17 protein-coding genes are annotated in these 17,732 nt (G+C 66.4%); 12 read left to right on the plus strand and 5 right to left on the minus strand.

Annotation, left to right across the window (positions count from 1 at the left end):
* The first annotated feature begins 65 nt into the window (after positions 1–65).
* Together SOM26_RS14655 and SOM26_RS14660 are read left to right on the plus strand one after the other, a co-directional pair.
* On the plus strand, positions 66–2,996 hold the full coding sequence (locus tag SOM26_RS14655) for an L-glutamate gamma-semialdehyde dehydrogenase (RefSeq protein WP_320453445.1): 2,931 nt from the start codon (positions 66–68) through the stop codon (positions 2,994–2,996).
* Between the two features lie 45 nt (positions 2,997–3,041).
* Positions 3,042–4,037, plus strand: coding sequence for a DUF2167 domain-containing protein (locus SOM26_RS14660; protein ID WP_320453446.1), 996 nt, complete (start codon positions 3,042–3,044; stop codon positions 4,035–4,037).
* Here SOM26_RS14660 and SOM26_RS14665 read toward each other — a convergent pair.
* Positions 4,019–5,191: a mechanosensitive ion channel family protein gene (locus SOM26_RS14665; RefSeq protein WP_320453447.1), complete on the minus strand. Its 1,173-nt coding sequence runs from the start codon at positions 5,189–5,191 to the stop codon at positions 4,019–4,021. The genes SOM26_RS14660 and SOM26_RS14665 overlap by 19 nt on opposite strands.
* Positions 5,192–5,216: 25 nt before the next feature.
* Positions 5,217–6,218 (minus strand): DNA topoisomerase IB, encoded by a 1,002-nt coding sequence (locus SOM26_RS14670; RefSeq protein ID WP_320453448.1) that lies wholly within the window; start codon positions 6,216–6,218, stop codon positions 5,217–5,219.
* 121 nt (positions 6,219–6,339) lie between these two features.
* Between SOM26_RS14670 and SOM26_RS14675 the strand changes: the two genes are divergently transcribed.
* Together SOM26_RS14675 and SOM26_RS14680 are read left to right on the plus strand one after the other, a co-directional pair.
* Positions 6,340–6,912, plus strand: a complete 573-nt coding sequence (locus SOM26_RS14675) for a type 1 glutamine amidotransferase domain-containing protein (RefSeq protein WP_320453449.1) — start codon at positions 6,340–6,342, stop codon at positions 6,910–6,912.
* A 93-nt stretch (positions 6,913–7,005) separates the two neighbouring features.
* The gene (locus tag SOM26_RS14680; protein WP_320453450.1) at positions 7,006–7,932 is read left to right on the plus strand and encodes a right-handed parallel beta-helix repeat-containing protein; all 927 of its coding nucleotides are present in this window, start codon (positions 7,006–7,008) and stop codon (positions 7,930–7,932) included.
* Here the strand turns inward: SOM26_RS14680 and SOM26_RS14685 are convergent.
* Positions 7,907–9,286 (minus strand): putative O-glycosylation ligase, exosortase A system-associated, encoded by a 1,380-nt coding sequence (locus SOM26_RS14685; protein WP_320453518.1) that lies wholly within the window; start codon positions 9,284–9,286, stop codon positions 7,907–7,909. The genes SOM26_RS14680 and SOM26_RS14685 overlap by 26 nt on opposite strands.
* On the minus strand, positions 9,279–9,431 hold the full coding sequence (locus SOM26_RS14690) for a hypothetical protein (protein ID WP_320453451.1): 153 nt from the start codon (positions 9,429–9,431) through the stop codon (positions 9,279–9,281). Before SOM26_RS14690 ends, SOM26_RS14685 begins: the two co-directional genes overlap by 8 nt.
* Before the next feature lie 98 nt (positions 9,432–9,529).
* Here SOM26_RS14690 and SOM26_RS14695 point away from each other — a divergent pair, with 98 nt between their 5' ends.
* Entirely contained in the window at positions 9,530–10,753 is a 1,224-nt protein-coding gene (locus SOM26_RS14695; protein WP_320453452.1) for a TIGR04063 family PEP-CTERM/XrtA system glycosyltransferase, read from the plus strand.
* Positions 10,750–11,430 (plus strand): hypothetical protein, encoded by a 681-nt coding sequence (locus tag SOM26_RS14700; protein WP_320453453.1) that lies wholly within the window; start codon positions 10,750–10,752, stop codon positions 11,428–11,430. The genes SOM26_RS14695 and SOM26_RS14700 overlap by 4 nt, the downstream gene beginning before the upstream one ends.
* 359 nt (positions 11,431–11,789) lie before the next feature.
* Here the strand turns inward: SOM26_RS14700 and acnA are convergent, their stop codons facing one another.
* Positions 11,790–14,477 carry an aconitate hydratase AcnA gene (gene acnA / locus SOM26_RS14705; RefSeq protein ID WP_320453454.1) on the minus strand — a complete coding sequence of 896 codons (2,688 nt, stop codon included), beginning with the start codon at positions 14,475–14,477 and terminating at the stop codon, positions 11,790–11,792.
* Positions 14,478–14,856: 379 nt separating this feature from the next.
* Here acnA and SOM26_RS14710 point away from each other — a divergent pair, with 379 nt between their 5' ends.
* The 6 genes from SOM26_RS14710 (at position 14,857) to SOM26_RS14735 (ending at position 17,580) form a co-directional block, all read left to right on the plus strand.
* The gene (locus SOM26_RS14710) at positions 14,857–15,054 is read left to right on the plus strand and encodes a hypothetical protein (RefSeq protein WP_320453455.1); all 198 of its coding nucleotides are present in this window, start codon (positions 14,857–14,859) and stop codon (positions 15,052–15,054) included.
* Between the two features lie 139 nt (positions 15,055–15,193).
* The gene (locus SOM26_RS14715) at positions 15,194–15,754 is read left to right on the plus strand and encodes a helix-turn-helix domain-containing protein (RefSeq protein ID WP_320453456.1); all 561 of its coding nucleotides are present in this window, start codon (positions 15,194–15,196) and stop codon (positions 15,752–15,754) included.
* Between the two features lie 47 nt (positions 15,755–15,801).
* Entirely contained in the window at positions 15,802–16,149 is a 348-nt protein-coding gene (locus SOM26_RS14720; RefSeq protein WP_320453457.1) for a hypothetical protein, read from the plus strand.
* Positions 16,150–16,280: 131 nt separating this feature from the next.
* Positions 16,281–16,661 carry a hypothetical protein gene (locus SOM26_RS14725; protein ID WP_320453458.1) on the plus strand — a complete coding sequence of 127 codons (381 nt, stop codon included), beginning with the start codon at positions 16,281–16,283 and terminating at the stop codon, positions 16,659–16,661.
* Positions 16,640–17,128 (plus strand): hypothetical protein, encoded by a 489-nt coding sequence (locus SOM26_RS14730; RefSeq protein WP_320453459.1) that lies wholly within the window; start codon positions 16,640–16,642, stop codon positions 17,126–17,128. The genes SOM26_RS14725 and SOM26_RS14730 overlap by 22 nt, the downstream gene beginning before the upstream one ends.
* Before the next feature lie 83 nt (positions 17,129–17,211).
* Entirely contained in the window at positions 17,212–17,580 is a 369-nt protein-coding gene (locus tag SOM26_RS14735; RefSeq protein WP_320453460.1) for a phasin family protein, read from the plus strand.
* Positions 17,581–17,732: the final 152 nt, after the last annotated feature.

Genomic DNA, 17,732 nt, shown 5'->3' on the forward strand with positions numbered 1-17,732 from the left:
GCCGGGCCGCTCGACCGGAACTTGGACCTATGACCTCTGCCGTTACCGCCGACGCGCGTAAGACCATGAAATCGCTGTATCGCGCGCCCGAGCCCGATGTCCTGAAGCCGCTGCTCGACCGCGCCGCCGCCACGCCGGAAGCGCGCGAGCGGATCATGGGCCATGCCTCGGGGCTGCTCGCCGATCTGCGCGCCGCGCAGAATCGCGGCTGGGTGAACCAGTTCCTCCAGGAATATCGCCTCAACTCGTCCGAGGGCGTGGCGCTGCTGAGCCTGGCCGAGGCATTCCTGCGCGTGCCCGATCCCGAGACCGCCGACCTGCTGATCGCCGACAAGTTGGGCGAGGCGGACTGGCGCGCACACACCGGGCGCTCGGCGTCGAAGCTGGTCAACTCGGCCACCTGGGGCCTGGTCGTCGGTCGCGCGTTGGTGGGCGAGGGCGAGGCGGGGCCGCTCAAGCGGCTGTTGTCGCGCGCGGGCGAGCCGTTCGTGCGTCAGGCGGTCGGTGCCGCGATGCGGATGATGGGCGAGATCTTCGTGATGGGCCGCACCATCGAGGAAGCGATGCGCCGCATGAAGAAGCCCGAGAACAAGGGTTTCACCGCCAGCTTCGACATGCTGGGCGAGGCGGCGCGGACGCATGAGGATGCCGAGCGCTATTTCGACGCCTATGTGAAGGCGATCGACGCGGTGGGATCGGACCCGGCGGCGGGCCATTCGATTTCGGTCAAGCTGTCGGCGCTCCACCCGCGCTACGAACTGCCGCGCGCCTATGAATGCGTGCCCGCGCTGACCGACATGCTGGCGCAGCTGGCGCGGCAGGCGGCGGACAAGGGCATTGCCCTCACCGTCGATGCCGAGGAGTCCGAGCGGCTGGAGATGAGCCTGGACATCATCGGCGGTGTCGCGGCGCTCCCGGCGCTGAAGGGTTGGGACGGCTTCGGCATGGCGGTGCAGGCCTATGGCAAGCGTGCCCGTGCGGTCATCGCCTGGGCCAATGGCCTCGACCGGATCATGAACGTGCGTCTGGTCAAGGGCGCCTATTGGGACAGCGAGATCAAGCGTACCCAGGTCGAGGGGCTGGCCGACTATCCGCTGTTCACCCGCAAGGCGGCGACCGACGTGTCCTATCTGGCGGTGGCCAAGGACATGCTGGCGGCCGAGAATATCCGCCCCGCCTTCGCCAGCCACAATGCGCTGACCGTCGCGACCATTTTGGAATGGGCGGGCAACAGCCACGATTTCGAGTTTCAGCGGCTGCACGGCATGGGCGACGGCCTGTACGAGCGGCTGGTGCGCGAACATGGCCGTAAGTGCCGCATCTATGCGCCGGTCGGCGGGCATCGCGACCTGCTGGCCTATCTGGTCCGCCGGTTGCTGGAGAATGGCGCGAACTCCAGCTTCGTGCACCAGCTCGCCGATGCGCGGCTGACCGAGGCGGAGATTCTCGCGGATCCGGTCGCCAAGATCGCCGCCGTGGGCGGTGCGCGCCACCCGAGCATCCCGCTGCCGATCGACCTGTTCGCGCCGGGCCATCGCAACTCGTCCGGCATCGACCTCAGCGATATCGCGACGCTGGACGCGACGGTGAAGGCGGTCAATGCGCCCGCCGTGACGCCTGTGGCCGCCACGGCGGACGTGGCCTCGCTCGTCGCCCGCGCCCATGCGGCGTTTCCGGCGTGGAACGCGACGCCGCTCGACACCCGTGCGAACGTCCTGGAAAAGCTGGCCGACCTGCTGGAGCATGATCGCGAGCGGCTGATGGCGATCCTGGTGCAGGAGGCGTTCAAGACCATTCCCGACGCCATCGGCGAGGTGCGCGAGGCCGCCGATTTCTGTCGCTATTATGCGCAGCAGGCGCGTGCGCGGCTCGGCTCGGTGGAACTGCCGGGGCCGACGGGTGAGCGCAACACGCTGCACCTCGAAGGGCGCGGTGTCTGGGCGACGGTCGCGCCGTGGAACTTCCCGCTGGCGATCTTCCTCGGCCAGACGGTCGCCGCGCTCGTCACCGGCAACACCGTCATCGCCAAGCCCGCACCGCAGACGCCCGCCATTGCGGCGGCGGCGGTCGAGCTGGCGTACCGGGCGGGCGTGCCGCGCGACGCGCTGCTGCTCGCGGTCGGTGGGCCGGATGTGGGCCAGGCGCTGACCGAGGATCACCGCATCGCGGGCGTGGCCTTCACCGGATCGACCGCCACCGCCAAGCGGATCGCACGGACCCTTGTCGCCGACGACGACCGCCCGATCGTACCGCTGATCGCCGAGACCGGCGGCATCAACGCGATGATCGTCGACTCGACCGCTTTGCCGGAACAGGTGGTGGCGGACGTCATCACCTCGTCCTTCCGCTCGGCGGGGCAGCGTTGCTCGGCGTTGCGGCTGCTGCTGGTGCAGGCCGATGTCGCCGACAATGTCATCGCCATGCTGAAGGGCGCGATGGAGACGCTGGTGCTGGGCCCCACGGGCAATCCGGCGACCGATGTCGGCCCCGTGATCGACCAGGCGGCCTATGACAAGCTGATGGCGTACCGCGCCGAGATGGTGACGCAGACGATCAAGACGCTCGACACGCCTGTCGAGGGCCTGTTCGTGCCGCCGACGCTGATCCGGCTCGACCGCGTGGAGGACCTGACCCAGGAATGGTTCGGCCCGATCCTGCATGTCGCGACCTGGGAAGCGGGCACGCTGTCCGAGACGATCGCGAAGGTGAACGCCAAGGGTTATGGCCTGACCATGGGCCTGCACAGCCGCATCGCGCGCGCGGGTGAAGTGGCCGAGGCGGAAGCGGCGGTCGGCAATCTCTATATCAACCGCTCGATGATCGGTGCGGTCGTGGGCAGCCAGCCCTTTGGCGGCGAGGGCCTGTCGGGCACCGGGCCCAAGGCGGGCGGGCCGCATTACCTGTACCGCTTCTGCGCAGAGCGCGCGGTGTCGGTCGACACGACCTCGGCAGGCGGCAACGCCACGCTGTTGTCGCTGGACGAAGGCGGGATCTGACGATTATCCTCCCTCGTCCGCCACGGGAGGGCGGGCAAGGGGGGAATGATGAATTTGCGGGGAACGGGCGCCATTGCGATGGCGCTGATGCTGGCGGTCGGGGGTTGGTCGTGTGGGGCCATTGCCGCCGATCCGACGCCGGTGGCGAACAATGCTGAGGCGCAGATCAACGCCTTCGAACAGGGACTGCACAAGCAGACCGGCGATGTCGTGATCGGTCCGGCCAAGGCGACGCTGCATCTGGGCGACCGTTATTATTTCCTTCCCGCCGAAGACGCCAAGAAGGTGCTGACCCAGATTTGGGGCAACCCGGCCGATGCGGTCAGCGATGTACTAGGCCTCGTCCTGCCGACCGGAACCACGGCGTCGGACAATGTCTGGGGTGCGGTCGTGACCTATGAGGACACCGGCTTTGTCAGCGACAAGGACGCCCACGCACAGGATTACGACAAGGTCCTGTCCGACATGCGCGAGGGTGCGGCGGAACGGAACGAGGAGCGCCGCAAGCAGGGCTTTTCGACGGTCCAGATCGTCGGTTGGGCGCAGCCGCCCTCCTATAATGCGCAGGACCATTCGCTGGTGTGGGCGCGACAGCTGAAATTCGGCGACAGCAAGGGGCCGGATTCGCTCAATTATGATGTGCGCCTGCTCGGGCGGCGCGGGGTGCTGAGCCTCAACATGGTATCCGACATGGCGCATCTGGACGAGGTGCGTGCGGCGGCGGCGCAATTCGGTCGCGCGGCCAGCTTCGACCGGGGCGAGGCCTATGCCGACTATGATGCCTCGACCGACAAGACCGCCGAGTATGGCCTGGCGGGGCTGGTCGCGGCGGGGGCGGGCGTGGCGGCGGCCAAGAAGCTGGGCCTGCTTGCGATCGTGCTGGGATTCGGCAAGAAATTCATCGCACTGATCGTCGTGGCCGGGCTGGCGGTGGTCCGCTGGGGCAAACGCCTGCTGGGCCGCAAGGAAGAGCAACCGGTCGAATCCTTAGAGGAGGCTCCGCTTGAAAAGCCCGCCGGGGATCAGCCCCCGGCGGTGTGATGCACCTCGACCGGCTGGACCTGGGGATAGGGCATGACCAGCGTTCCGTCGGGCGCGGCGGTGTAGGTTGTTTGAGTGGGGTAGGGGATGGAAATCCCCTCCGCCGCGAACCGCTTCATCAGCGTGACCAGCACCCGGTTGCGCGTGGCGTGGGCGGTGGTCCAGTCGTCGCCGGGCACGTCGAATTGCAACACGAAGTCCAGGCTCGACGCGCCAAAGCTCTCGAAGCTTGACCGGGCGACCTTGCCGCCTTCGGCCTCGACGATCTCGGTCAGCATCTGCGGCACGCGGGCCAGCGTTTCGGGCGGCGTTTCATAGGCGACGCCGATGGTCAGCGACAGGCGGATATGGTGGCGCACCGTCTGGTTCTGGATTTCCTTGTCCAGCAGGTTGCGGTTGGAGATGATGCGCAACTCGCCGGTAAAGGCGCGGATACGGGTGGACTTCAGGCCGATCGCCTCGATGATGCCGGTCGTATTGTCATAGGCGATCTTGTCGCCCCGCCGGAACGGCCGGTCGAAGATGATGGCGAGCGCGGCGAACAGGTCGCCGAAGATGCCCTGCGCCGCCAGACCGATGGCGATGCCGCCGACGCCCAGACCCGCGACCAGTCCCGTGACGTTGACGCCCAGATTGTCGAGCACCACGACCAGGGCGACCGCGAACAGCACCGCGGTCACCAGCAGGCGGATCAGCCCCATGGCAGAGAGCAAGGCTTCGCCCGAATAATGCTCCGACTGGGTGCGATGCTCGATCGCGCCGAGGATCAGTTCGCGCGCCCAGATTGCCGCCTGGAAGGTGGTGGCGATGGTGAACAGGAAGCTGATCGTCTTGGCGACTTCGCCCGGCGCGCCCGCATAGCCGGACACCAGCTGGGCCGCGAGGGTGACGATGAAGAACAGGTTGGTGCGCGCGATGGCATGGCCCAGGATCACGCCCCAGCCGCCCGCGAAAGAGGGGCGGCTGCACAGCCGGTCCCCCAGCCTGCGCACCCATAGCAGCGCCAGCACGATCACCACGCCGAAGCCGATCGCGATCAGTACCTTCAGCCAGTAATCCTGCACCCATTGATAGGTGGCGTTGACGATGTCCCCGACCTGGTCGGGGATGCGGGAGCCGTCGAAGATCGGCGCCTTGGGCGAGGATTTCGCCATGGGGACTCCTTGGAATTCGGGGCGGTCAGGCCGCCTTGGTGGCCGGGGTGCCGGCTTCGAGAAATGCGATCAGCCCGCATTCGACGCGGGAAAGCCCGGAGCGGGCACGGGGCAGGCGCAGCGTCTTGCGAAACGCTGCCTGGCCCTCTTTGACGAGCGCGATCAGCGAAGGGTGGACATAGGATTTGCGCGCGATGGCGGGGGTGTTGCCGAGCTTCTCGACCACTGGTTCCAGCATCGCTTTCAGGCTGAGGTCCGCCTCGGCCAGTGCCAGCGCTTCGAACGCGGCGACGCTGGCGGCCCAGGTGCGGAAATGCTTGGCGGTGAAGTCGCATCCCGTCGCCTCGCGGATATAGGCGTTGACGTCCGACGAGGAGACGGGGTTCGCCTCGCCGTCCTCGTCTACCCAGGCGAAGAGATGCTGTTCGTCCAGGTCCTGGCAGCGCTTCACGAAGCTGGCGAGCGAACGGTCGGTCAGGGTCAGGTCGCGCATCTTGCCCGACTTGCCCCGATAGCGCAGGCGCAGCGTCGTGCCTTTCACCTGCCCGTGCCGCTTGCGAAGCGTGGTCGCGCCGAAACTCTTGTTGCTTGCGGCATAGGCCTCGTTACCGACGCGAAGATGGCCGTTGTCGAGCAACCGGACGACGGCGGCGACCGCACGGTCCTTGCACAGGCCACGTTTCTTCAGGTCGGCCTCGACGCGCTTGCGAAGCCGGGGCAGGGCATGGCCGAACGCGGCGCAGCGCTCATATTTGGCGGCGTCCTGGGCCTCGCGGAAATCGGTGTGATAGCGGTATTGCTTGCGGCCCTTCTCATCCCAGCCGACCGCCTGGATATGGCCGTTGGCGCGCGGGCAGAACCAGGCATCCTTATAGGCGGGGGGCAGACCGATGCCGTTCAGCCGGTCGATCTCTTGCGGCTCGGTGATCCGCTCGCCCTCGGCATCCCAATAGGCCCATTTGCCCCGAACCTTGGTCCGGGTGATGCCGGGTTTGCTGTCATCGCAATAGACTAGACGGGTGGCCATCGCTCTCTCTCAGGTCATCTTTGCAAATGCGTCGCTGGTCGCTTCGTTCCGGAACGGCCGATGCGGTCATGGGTTCTGATGCTGGCTCCCCCAAGCCTTTCCCCGACAGGAGTTTTTCATCATGGCCGATCTTTCCCAGGCACGCGTCCTGATGCTCGCCGCCGACGGCTTCGAGACCGTCGAGTTGTTCAAGCCTCGCCAAGCGCTGGAAGACGCCGGCGCGAAGGTGACCTTGGCCTCGCTCAAGATGGACCCGATCCAGGGCATGGAGGGCGACATCAACAAGGCCGAAACCGCGACGCCCGACCTGACCGTCGATGAGGTCGACACCGACGATTACGACGCGCTGGTCCTTCCCGGCGGCACCTGCAACCCCGACAAGCTGCGCCTGAACGAGCGCGCGGTCGAGATCGTCACCGAGTTCATGGAGGACGACAAGATCGTCGCCGCCATCTGCCACGGCCCCTGGCTGCTGGCCGAGGCGGACGTGATCGACGGTCGTCGCCTGACCAGCTACCCCTCGATCCGTACCGACCTGTCCAATGCGGGCGCGGATGTGGTGGACGAGGAGGTCGTGGTCGACGGCAACCTGATCACCAGCCGCAATCCGGACGACATCCCCGCCTTCAACAAGGCGATCCTGACCGCGCTGGAAGAAGAGCTGGCCGACGAGGACGAGACCGAAGAGGCGTAATTCGCCTATCCCGTCACGGGACGATCACGGGCGTCGCATCCTGGCCATAGGCATGGCAGGATGCGGCGTCCGTTTGTTTTTCAGGAAGATATCATGCGCCTGGCACCCCTGCTGCTCCTCGGTCTGGCCTCCACCGCCGCACTTGCGCAAGGGGCATCGGGTCCGTTCAGCGTGGGCGGGCGCGGCTTCGGATCGCTTCAGGATGCGATCAACGCGATCGGCGAGGGCGAGGGCATAATCCGCGTCGCGCCGGGCACCTACCGCGAATGTGCTGTCCAGAATGCGGGCCGCATCACAATCGCCGCGACCGAGCCGGGCAAGGCGATCTTCACGCGCATCGCGTGCGAGGGGAAGGCGGCGCTCGTCATTCGCGGGCGCGGCGCGACGATCGACGGCATCGTCTTCAGCCATATCGAGGTGGCCGACGGCAACGGCGCGGGCATCCGCATCGAAAAGGGGCCGTTGGTGGTCAGCAATTCGATGTTCCTGGACAGCCAGTCGGGCATATTGTCGGCGGAGGACCCGAACGGGACGGTCGTCGTCGATCACTCGACCTTTTCGGGCCTGGGCCATGATCCGACCGGCACCGGCGCGCACGGCATCTATATGGGCAAGTATCGCAGCCTGCGGGTCGTCGCCTGTCGTTTCGAACACGGGCAGGGTGGCCACTACGTCAAGACGCGCGCGCCTTATGTCGAGGTGCTCGACAGCAGCTTCGACGACAGCAAGGGCCACTCGACCAACTACATGATCGATCTGTCCAATGGGGCCAAGGGGCGGATCGCGGGCAATGAATTCGTCTTCGGCCGCGACAAGGACAATCATTCGACGCTGATCACCGTCGCGCCGGAGGGGGCCAAGAACGACTCCTCGGGCCTGGTGGTCGAGAATAATCGCGCGCGCCTGGCGCCGGGGGCCGATTTCAAGCCGGTGTTCGTGGGCAACTGGGCGGGCGAGCCGCTGGTGATCCGGGGCAATATCCTGGGTGCCGGGATCACACCGACGGCGCGGAAATGGTAGGATCGCCCGTGCGCAGTTGACGCCGGGGCGTCGGCTTGACCCGTCCCTCACGCGTGCGGCGGGCGAGATAGGTGTCCAGCCCGATCTGCGCGGCCATCATCTGATAGAGGAACGGGTTGAACGCGATCCCGACGAACGCGCCGCCCAGCAGATAGATCAGGTGGCCGTGCTGGAGCGCCCCCGCCAGTTGCCCGCCCCAATGGAGCGGATCGTCGGGCTTGCGATAGCGCCGGCGCAGCGCCTCCATGCGGAGGAGCCCCGCGACGTTGATGCCCAGCCACAGGAACAGCCCCGGCCATCCCTGTTCGCCCAGCATCTCGAAATAGCTGGAATGATAGGCGCGGGCGCGGTCGGTGGTGACCTGCTTTTCGACCGAGGCATTCTGCGCCGACCCCTCGACCTTGGTCAGGTCGTAGCGGACATTGTTCTGGAGATAGGCGTTGAAGCCGCCGCCGAACGGGTTGGACGTGGCATAGTCGAGCGTCCATTTCCACACCGCCAGCCGGGTCGAGGCGGACTCGTCGCCCTGATAGGAGCGGATGGTGTCCATCCGCTTGGTATAGGAGGAGGGCAGGAGCGGGACGACCGCCACCCCGGCCAGGCCTATCGCGCAGATATACAGGACGCGCCGCTTCACGTCGCGCAGCATGAGGATGGCAAGCAGGCCGATGCACAACAGGCCGGTGCGGGCCGTGGTGCCGACCGGGATCAGCAGGCAGGCGAAAATCAGCCCCGCGCCGAACAGGCGCACCCGGGCATCGGGGGGAAAGATCGTGCCGTGCTTCATCAGCCACAGGATGACCGGAATGACCGAAATCGCGACCGCCGAGATGATGCTCCCCTCGTACAGGCCGGTGTTGTTGGTCACCATCAGGTTCAGCTCGCCGTAACCGCCGCCCGAAAAGATCGTCTTGATGCCGCCGACGATGACGATCGAGGCAAGCGACAGGATCATGAACAGCAACAGCGCCTCGATCCGCAACCGGGTGCGCAGGGTCAGCGGCAGGAAGACGGCAAAGGCCAGCGCCTTCCACACCCAGCTCCATTTTTCCTGGGCCTCGACCGGGAAATCGGCCCCGAAAAAGGTGGTGAGCGCGCAGTAGAGCAGCAGCAACAGGATCGCCCCCTGCCGCGCGGTGAACCGGCTGTCGCGCTTGTCGTCGACCAGCGCCCAGGCCGCGACCGCCGCGACCGCCGCGATCAGCGAGATCGGCACGGTGTTCAACAGGTAATAGGTCAGCCGCTGGGGCGAGACGATGTCGATATAGATATAGGCGAGGACGAACAGGAACGGTCGCCTCAGGCCCATGGCGAACAGGCTGAACAGAAATCCGATCAGGAACAGGTCACGCATCGCGGTGCCACCGCGCATCGTCGGGCCGCTTGCGGTCGAGCGTGCGGACGTCGCCCTCCTTGTCCAGGTCGCGCCGCGCCAGCAGCCGCCAGGCGGCCAGCAGCATCAGGCCATGGCTGACCAGCAGGGCAAAGGTATCGATCATTGCCCGTCCTTTCCCTGGCCGACCCGTATCGCTTCGGGGCATGCTTATAAACCGGCGGTTGACGCCACGTTAAGGGCTGGCATGACAGGTGCAACATCATGCGCATCCTGCATATTCTCGATCACGGCCTGCCGCTACAAAGCGGTTACAGCTTTCGCACCCGCGCCATCCTGAAGGCGCAAGGGGCAGAGGGACATGAGGTCGCGGCCGTCACCGGGCCCAGGCAGGGAGCCGGGCCGGGTGGTGTCGAGACGGTCGACGGGTTGACCTTCCATCGGACCCCCGCCGCCGAACGCAACGCGCCGCGTGGGGCCCTGGGCGAACTGGTAGGACTTGCCGGTCAGGTCCGGGCGATCGAGCGTGCCGTGGCGGCATTCCGGCCCGATATCCTCCATGCCCATTCGCCGGTGCTTGACGCGCTGGCGGGGCTGGTCGTCGCACGGCGGCGAAGGCTGCCGCTGGTCTATGAAATCCGCGCCTTCTGGGAAGATGCGGCGGTCGGCAACGGCACCGGCGTCGAGGGCAGTGTACGTTACCGCGTCACCCGTGCGCTGGAAGGCTGGGCCTGTGCGCGTGCCGATGCGGTCGCGGTCATCTGCGAAGGGTTGCGCGGTGACCTGATCGCGCGGGGGCTACCCGCCGACAAGATCGTGGTGTCGCCCAATGGCGTCGATTTGACCCTGTTCGGCCAGCCCGCCCCGCGTGACGAAGCGCTGGCCCGGCAATGGGGGCTGGAAAACGGGGCCGAGGTGATCGGCTTCATCGGCAGCTTCTATGATTACGAAGGGCTGGACGACCTGATCTCCGCCATGCCCCGGCTGGTTCAGGCACGCCCCCGCGCCCGGTTGCTGCTGGTCGGTGGCGGGCCGATGGAGGCGGCGCTGCGCGCGCAGGCCGAACGCTCGCCGGTCGCCGACGCGATCCGCTTCGTCGGGCGCGTGCCGCATCACGAGGTCGAGTGTTATTATGGCCTGGTCGATATCCTGGCCTATCCGCGCAAGAAGATGCGGCTGACCGATCTCGTCACCCCGCTCAAGCCGCTGGAGGCAATGGCGCAGCGTCGACTGGTCGCCGCGTCGGATGTCGGCGGCCACCGCGAACTGATCGAGGACGGGCGCACCGGCACGCTGTTCCCGCCGGACGATCCGGCCGCGCTGGCCGATGCGCTGGCGGACCTGCTCGGAAATCGCGATATCTGGGACGCGCGACGGGATGCGGGCCGGGCCTTTGTCGAAAAAGAGCGGAACTGGGCGTCGAACATTCGGCGTTACGAACCTGTTTACCAGCGATTGCTACGGGAAGGGCGGACCGGAAACCTATGACCTTCACCGCCACGCCCTCTCCCTACCGCTTTGCTCCCGCCTGGATCGGCGGCGGGCTTGGTCTGTTGCTGGCCCTGATGGTGATGATCGTGCCCGACTGGCGACTGGAATCGCTGGTCGGCCAGTTGGGACTGCCTGAAATCCTGTCGGCCGCGCAGCCGCCGCTGGGCTTGAAGGCGCGGGTGCTGCTCGCCGTGGTGGCGGGTGCCGGTGCGGGTGCGGTCGGTTGGGCCGCCGCCTATCTGCTATGGGGACCGGGCGGACTGCTCGCCGGGCGCGTCGCCGCCGATCGGCCGGACGACGAGGATTATGTGCCCAGCGTCCGCCGTTCGGACCGCCACCCCGACGCCCCGCCGCGTCGCCCGCTCCATGCCGCCGAACTCGGTGCACCCCCGCCGCCGCCGGTCGAGGACGATATCGTCGAGCGCCCGCTGCCCGCCGATCTGGACCAGCCGCTATCGGCATTCGACCCGGATGCGATCCTGTCGGCCCCGCGCGAACCGGCGCGTGCCGTCAGGCCACCCGAGCCCATGCCCCTGCCGCCGATGCGCGAATCCGCGCCGGAGGACCGGGGCGCCGCACTGCCGCTGCCCGACCTGAAGGACGAGTCGATTGAGACGCTGCTCGACCGGCTGGAACGCGAAACCGCGCTGCGCAAGTCGAAGCGGGCGGACTGAAGGAACGTCCCTCTTTCACTGTGTCGTTCCGCCCCGGCGGAGGCCGGGGGCCAGTTGCGGTACGTGAAAAGCTGTCACCGCCGATTGCCCAGCCGGATCCCGGCGTTCGCCGGAATGGTGGGGATTCATAGAGCAGGAAAAGGTCGCTCGCGCAGAGGCACCGAGAGTCTGCCTTTGCCGCGCCAGCGGCCCTTCATTCCCAACCTGCCAAAGATATCAGCTCGCTGCATCGCTGACTGTATCTCCGCGTGTCCGCGCCTCTGCGTGAACAAACCTTTTTCGCGGCATCGCGCCATCGCAGCACACGAAAAAGCCCGCCCGGATCGCTCCGGACGGGCTTTTCTGCCTTGTGACGGGTGTTACGCCGCCAGGTTGCGCAGCACGTACTGCAGGATGCCGCCGTTCAGGAAATATTCCAGCTCGTTGACGGTATCGATGCGGCACTTGGTCAGGAAGGTTTCGGTCGAGCCGTCCTTGCGAGCCAGGATCACTTCGACGTCCTGACGCGGACGAAGGTTCGCCACGCCCTGGATGGTGAAGCTCTCGCTGCCGTCCAGCTTCAGCGTCTCGCGGGTCACGCCCTCGGCGAACTGCAGCGGCAGGACGCCCATGCCGACCAGGTTCGAACGGTGGATACGCTCGAAGCTCTCGGTGATGACCGCACGCACGCCGAGCAGGTTGGTGCCCTTCGCCGCCCAGTCGCGCGACGAGCCGGTGCCATATTCCTTGCCCGCGACGATGACGAGCGGCGTGCCGTCGGCCTTGTGACGCATCGCGGCGTCATAGATCGGCATCACTTCGCCCTCATAGCGGGTCATGCCGCCTTCGATACCCGGCACCATTTCGTTCTTGATGCGGATATTGGCGAAGGTGCCGCGCATCATCACGTCGTGGTTGCCGCGACGCGCGCCATAGGAGTTGAAGTCCTTCTTCGCGACCTGATGCTCCTGCAGGAACGTGCCTGCCGGGCTGTCGGCCTTGATCGAACCGGCCGGGCTGATGTGGTCGGTGGTGATCGAGTCGCCCAGGATGGCGAGCGGCTTGGCCTCGATGATGTCGGTGACGGGCTTCGGCGTCATCTCCATGCCCTCGAAATAGGGCGGGTTGGCGACATAGGTCGAACCCGTCGGCCACGCATAGGTGTCCGAGCCGGTCACTTCGATCGCCGACCACTTGGCATCGCCCGCATAGACGTTGCCGTAGCGCGAACGGAACATCTCGTCGTCGATGTTCGCATCCATCAGGGTGCGGACTTCGTCGTTGGTGGGCCAGATGTCCTTCAGATAGACGTCCTGCCCGTCCTTGCCCTGGCCGATCGGCGTCTCACGCATGTCCTGCGTGACGGTGCCCTTCAGCGCATAGGCGACGACCAGCGGCGGCGAGGCGAGGAAGTTCGCGCGCACGTCGGCCGACACGCGGCCTTCGAAGTTGCGGTTGCCCGACAGGACCGAGGCCGCGACGATGTCGTTGCCGTTGATCGCCTTCGAGATCGGCTCGGCGAGCGGGCCCGAATTGCCGATGCAGGTGGTGCAGCCATAGCCGACCAGGTTGAAGCCGATCGCGTCGAGGTCTGCGGTCAGGCCCGCCTTGTCGAGGTAATCGGTGACGACTTGGCTACCGGGGGCGAGCGAGGTCTTGACCCAGGGCTTGGGCTTCAGGCCCAGCGCGTTCGCCTTGCGCGCGACCAGGCCAGCGGCGACCAGCACGCTCGGGTTCGAGGTGTTGGTGCAGCTGGTGATCGCGGCGATCACGACGTCGCCGTCGCCGATGTCATGCGCACGATCCTCGACCGCGACGCGGACGGCGGCGTCCTTCTTGTACACCTTGGTGAGGTCGGCGTTGAACACGTCGTCCACTTCGGTGAGGATGACCTTGTCCTGCGGACGCTTGGGCCCTGCCAGCGACGGGACGACCGTCGACATGTCGAGTTCCAGCGTGTCGGTGAACAGGGGGTCGGCGGCATCGTCATGACGCCAGAAGCCGTTGGCCTTGGCATAGGCCTCGACCAGCGCGACATTCTCGTCCGAACGCGCGGTCAGGCGCATATAGTCGAGCGTCTTGTCATCGATCGGGAAGAAGCCGCAAGTCGCGCCATATTCCGGCGCCATGTTGGCGATCGTCGCACGGTCGGCGAGCGTCATCGACGACAGGCCGGGGCCATAGAACTCGACGAAGCGGCCGACCACGCCCTTGGCGCGCAGCATCTGGGTGATGGTCAGCACCAGGTCGGTGGCGGTGATGCCTTCCTGCAGCTTGCCGGTCAGCTTGAAGCCGACGACTTCGGGGATCAGCATCGACACGGGCTGGCCCAGCATCGCGGCTTCCGCCTCGATCCCGCCGACGCCCCAGCCGAGCACGCCCAGGCCGTTGATCATCGTGGTGTGGCTGTCCGTGCCGACCAGCGTGTCGGGATATGCGATCGTCGCACCGCCCTTGGCATGGTCGCCCGTCTCGGTCGAAGCCCAGATGGCCTGGCCGATATATTCCAGGTTCACCTGGTGGCAGATGCCGGTGCCCGGCGGAACCACCGAGAAATTGTCGAGCGCCTTCGATCCCCACTTCAGGAACTCATAGCGCTCCATGTTGCGCTGGTACTCGAGGTCGACGTTATCCTCGAACGCCTGCGGCGTGCCGAACTCGTCGACCATGACCGAGTGGTCGATGACGAGGTGGACGGGAACCTGCGGATTGATCTTGGCCGCGTCGCCGCCCAGCTTGGTGATCGCGTCGCGCATCGCGGCGAGGTCGACCACGCAGGGAACGCCGGTGAAGTCCTGCATCAGCACGCGGGCCGGGCGATACTGGATCTCGCGGTCCGAACGCTGGGTCTTCTGCCAGTCGACGATCGCCTGGATATCCTCGCGCGTGACGGTCTTGCCGTCCTCGAAGCGCAGCAGGTTTTCCAGCAGCACCTTCATCGAGAAGGGCAGGCGGCTGATATCGCCAAGCTGCTCAGAGGCCTTGGCGAGGCTATAGTAGTCATAGGTCTTGCCCCGCACGTCGAGCGTCGAGCGGGTGTTCAGGCTGTCCTGGCCTATCGCAGTCATGGGCGTCCCTTCTTGGTCGAGCCGGGCACGCCCAGTGGGACACGGCAGCATGCAGCCGCGAGCGGGCGCGCCGGGGATAAATCCGGTTGACGAGGGCGCCTTAGCAAGGGGTGGGCCGACAGGGAAGGGCGCGGCGTGCGGAATCGGGGATTTGCGCCAACCATATGGTGTCCCGTCGCAACCGTGGAAAAAGCGTGGAACAGGCATGACGAATGACGGGTTGAGCCGTCATGATGGGAGTTCGGACAATGTACGGCGTCACGGATATGCGATCCTCCGCCCTTGCGGATACCGCGCAGCGCGGGCCGGCGGGATGTGATCCCATGCCCGGCGGTCCAGTCGCCGTGATCGGGCGCCCGGCCCGCCTGCGGTGGTGCCAATGACACAGCACCCGCCGCGCACGCCCCGTCGCCCGGACCAGATCGTCGCGGTCGGCCTGTTGACCCAGCGCGACCTCGACGTGTTGGGCTCGGGCTTTCGCCGGTCCTTCCCGGTCAGCGAGGATACGGCATTCGACGACCTGCTCCATGCGCTCGATTCGATCGAGGCGATACAGGTCCCGAATCGTCGCGACTGATCGTTCTGATCGATTAACCATGATCTTGGCCGCCCGATCGCCTTCGGATCGGATGTGGAAGCGCTTGGCGGTAGAGCCCTGTCCCGGCTAATGCGGCATTCATGCCTGGACGGATCCTCCGGCACAGCCGGAAAACACAATGACCCCCGAACGCTTCGCCCTCCTCACGCGCCGCCACCGCGAATGCCTGCGCGGCGTCAAGGCACTCAAGGGCTCGAAGGAAATCGCGATCGAGCTGGGCTTGGGCAAATCCACCGTCGACAGCTATCTCGCCGAGGCCGTTCGCCTGCTCGGCGCACGCAATCGTCGCGATGCCGCGCTTGCCCTGGCCGAGCATGAAGCGGTGGAGGGGGCTCCGGCATCCGACCAAGTCCCTGAAATCGAAGAAAACCCTACCCCCGATAAAATCATACCCAATTCTGCGGGGCTGGTTTTCGAACCGGCCGCCATGCCAGTGACGATCTCACCGGATGGGAGTACGGTCGGCGGGGCGGTGAAGGACGGCCATGTCCAGACATCGTCCCGCTTGCTCCTTCCGATCCGGCGGCGAGGTCAGACCCGCAACGAGATGACGGTGGCCGAAAGGCTGCTCTGGGTTCCCACGATCGCCATCGCGCTCGCCATCGGCTTCGGCATGCTGGCGACGGGGCTTGACGTGATGACCCGCGTGATCGGGCGTGTCTCCCACCTTGCCGGTTGAACAATACCCGCAAACGCTTGGGCGGCGGGGGGCGCGGAGTATGAACAATGACGGCAGAGCATGAGGCGGCGGTCCAGGTGACCCAGCTGTTGTGGAAACTCGAAAACGAACTCGACGCGGCCTTTGCGACGGCGGGCGCACTGGCAACGGCATTGCCGCGTGCGCGGTCCGAGGCGCGGCTGTCGGCCGTGGTAGGGCAGCATGCCTTCGAACAGCTCAGCCAGGCTCTGATGGCGATCGGCCAGGCGCGCGGCCATGCCGTACAGAGCCACCGCGTTCTGGAGAAGGTGGGCAAGACGATCGGGTTCGACGCCGACGACTATGGCGACACCCGTCCCAAGCCGCCGTCGGTCACGGCCGACATCGTTCCCGTTCCCCTGCGCGTCGCGGCCTGACGGGGCACTTGGCGCATGTCCGTTCCGGTCATTCCTTCGCGGCGTGCGCCATGATGCATATTTATATTTTTCATATCCTTCAGGGCTTGGTGTGTCTTTACGCGCTGACCTTTGGGGGGCGGCCGGAAAGAGTGACGGCGATCATGTTGTTCCTCGCCTCGATCGCGACCTGGCTGTTGCCGTTCAATCCCTTGACCAGTTTCCAGCGGGTCGAGAGCTTCGAGCTGGCGATCGACCTGACCCTGATGGGGGGGCTGATCACGGTCGCGCTGCTGGCGAACCGGTTCTGGCCGCTATGGCTGGCCGCGCTGCATCTGCTGGCGATCGGCATACACGGGGTGCGCGGGTTCGATGCCGGACTGATGCCGTGGATGTATGCCGCGGCGGGCGGCAAGCTGGCCTATCCGATGATCGCGCTGCTGGCGGCGGGCGTGCTGCGCCATCGCCAGCGCCTGGCGCGCTATGGCAAGGATGCGGACTGGATCCTGCCGTGGCGGGGGGTACGATCGTGACCGACCTGCGCCTGCTGCACTGGCCCGAACAGGATCGCGCCAGCTTTGCCCATTTCACCACCGTCATGACGGACGTCCAGGCGCGGATCCGGGCGATCTCGGGCGAGGTCGGGGGCGTCCCCGTGCCGCGCCCTCCGCGTGTGCCGACGCCGCGCGAATGCGCCGCGATGATCCTGAAGCATCGCCGCGACGTGCGTGGGCTGGCGGGTGACGATGGCGAGTTGTTCGGCGATCCGGGCTGGGAGATCACGCTGGCCGTCTATGATGCCGAGGGGGCGCTCGACGATGCCGCCATCCTGGAGCGGGCTGGGCTGTCGCCGACGGGTACGGTCGGGCCGCGCTGGATCGCCCTGTTGATCCAGCGCGGTTGGATCGTGCGGGATGCAGGATCGTCCGACGGGGCGGGGCATCTGCGTGCCACCGAAAAGGCCGAGACGATCCTTTCCCGCTATTTCGCACGGCTGTGATTTCGCCCTGCACGGTGGCCCCGTGCAACTCCCCGGCGGGCCAATGGTTCAAGCCGAACGGCAGTTCACGAGGAGAGTATGCAATGGCCGAGGATATGGGGAATGGCGGCGGCGCCGGCGCGATCGGTGGCGACATGGGCGCGGGTGCCTTTGCCGACCGGATGAAGGGCGCGGGCGAGGCGATGCAGGCATCGGGCCAGAAGATCGCCGAGGGCGGATCGGCCGTCACGATGAAGATGCTCGATCAGGCCGAAACCAATGCCCGCGAAGCCTTTGCGGCGATGCGCGAGGCCGCCTCGGCCCGCGATCTGTCCGAGGTGATGCGGATCCAGGCGGAATTCATGCGCGAACAGGGCAATCGCTCGATGTCGCAGGCGCGCGAGATCGGCGAGATGATTGTCCAGTTCGGCCGCGACTCGATCGGCGCGGTGCGCGGGTCGAAGCAGGACTAAGCGCGTCGCCATTCCCTCCCCAAAAGGAAGGGTGGCAGAGATGGCGGAGGGGTGTCCCGTCCGGTAAGTTGGGCTTACCTCAGGATCGGGAACACCCTTCCACTAAAGTTTGATCCACCAGATCAGACCTGTTGCGTTACCACCCCGGCGGA

This window comes from Sphingomonas sp. CFBP8993 (genome assembly GCF_034044895.1).
Taxonomy (GTDB): Bacteria; Pseudomonadota; Alphaproteobacteria; order Sphingomonadales; family Sphingomonadaceae; genus Sphingomonas.

What these genes read in the sequence shown, in the direction of transcription:
- SOM26_RS14655 (WP_320453445.1), top strand. Translation starts at nt 66, where the DNA reads ATGAAATCGCTGTATCGCGCGCCCGAGCCCGATGTCCTGAAGCCGCTG.
- SOM26_RS14660 (WP_320453446.1), top strand. Translation starts at nt 3,042, where the DNA reads ATGATGAATTTGCGGGGAACGGGCGCCATTGCGATGGCGCTGATGCTG.
- SOM26_RS14665 (WP_320453447.1), bottom strand. Translation starts at nt 5,191, where the DNA reads ATGGCGAAATCCTCGCCCAAGGCGCCGATCTTCGACGGCTCCCGCATC.
- SOM26_RS14670 (WP_320453448.1), bottom strand. Translation starts at nt 6,218, where the DNA reads ATGGCCACCCGTCTAGTCTATTGCGATGACAGCAAACCCGGCATCACC.
- SOM26_RS14675 (WP_320453449.1), top strand. Translation starts at nt 6,340, where the DNA reads ATGGCCGATCTTTCCCAGGCACGCGTCCTGATGCTCGCCGCCGACGGC.
- SOM26_RS14680 (WP_320453450.1), top strand. Translation starts at nt 7,006, where the DNA reads ATGCGCCTGGCACCCCTGCTGCTCCTCGGTCTGGCCTCCACCGCCGCA.
- SOM26_RS14685 (WP_320453518.1), bottom strand. Translation starts at nt 9,286, where the DNA reads ATGCGTGACCTGTTCCTGATCGGATTTCTGTTCAGCCTGTTCGCCATG.
- SOM26_RS14690 (WP_320453451.1), bottom strand. Translation starts at nt 9,431, where the DNA reads ATGATCGATACCTTTGCCCTGCTGGTCAGCCATGGCCTGATGCTGCTG.
- SOM26_RS14695 (WP_320453452.1), top strand. Translation starts at nt 9,530, where the DNA reads ATGCGCATCCTGCATATTCTCGATCACGGCCTGCCGCTACAAAGCGGT.
- SOM26_RS14700 (WP_320453453.1), top strand. Translation starts at nt 10,750, where the DNA reads ATGACCTTCACCGCCACGCCCTCTCCCTACCGCTTTGCTCCCGCCTGG.
- acnA (WP_320453454.1), bottom strand. Translation starts at nt 14,477, where the DNA reads ATGACTGCGATAGGCCAGGACAGCCTGAACACCCGCTCGACGCTCGAC.
- SOM26_RS14710 (WP_320453455.1), top strand. Translation starts at nt 14,857, where the DNA reads ATGACACAGCACCCGCCGCGCACGCCCCGTCGCCCGGACCAGATCGTC.
- SOM26_RS14715 (WP_320453456.1), top strand. Translation starts at nt 15,194, where the DNA reads ATGACCCCCGAACGCTTCGCCCTCCTCACGCGCCGCCACCGCGAATGC.
- SOM26_RS14720 (WP_320453457.1), top strand. Translation starts at nt 15,802, where the DNA reads ATGACGGCAGAGCATGAGGCGGCGGTCCAGGTGACCCAGCTGTTGTGG.
- SOM26_RS14735 (WP_320453460.1), top strand. Translation starts at nt 17,212, where the DNA reads ATGGCCGAGGATATGGGGAATGGCGGCGGCGCCGGCGCGATCGGTGGC.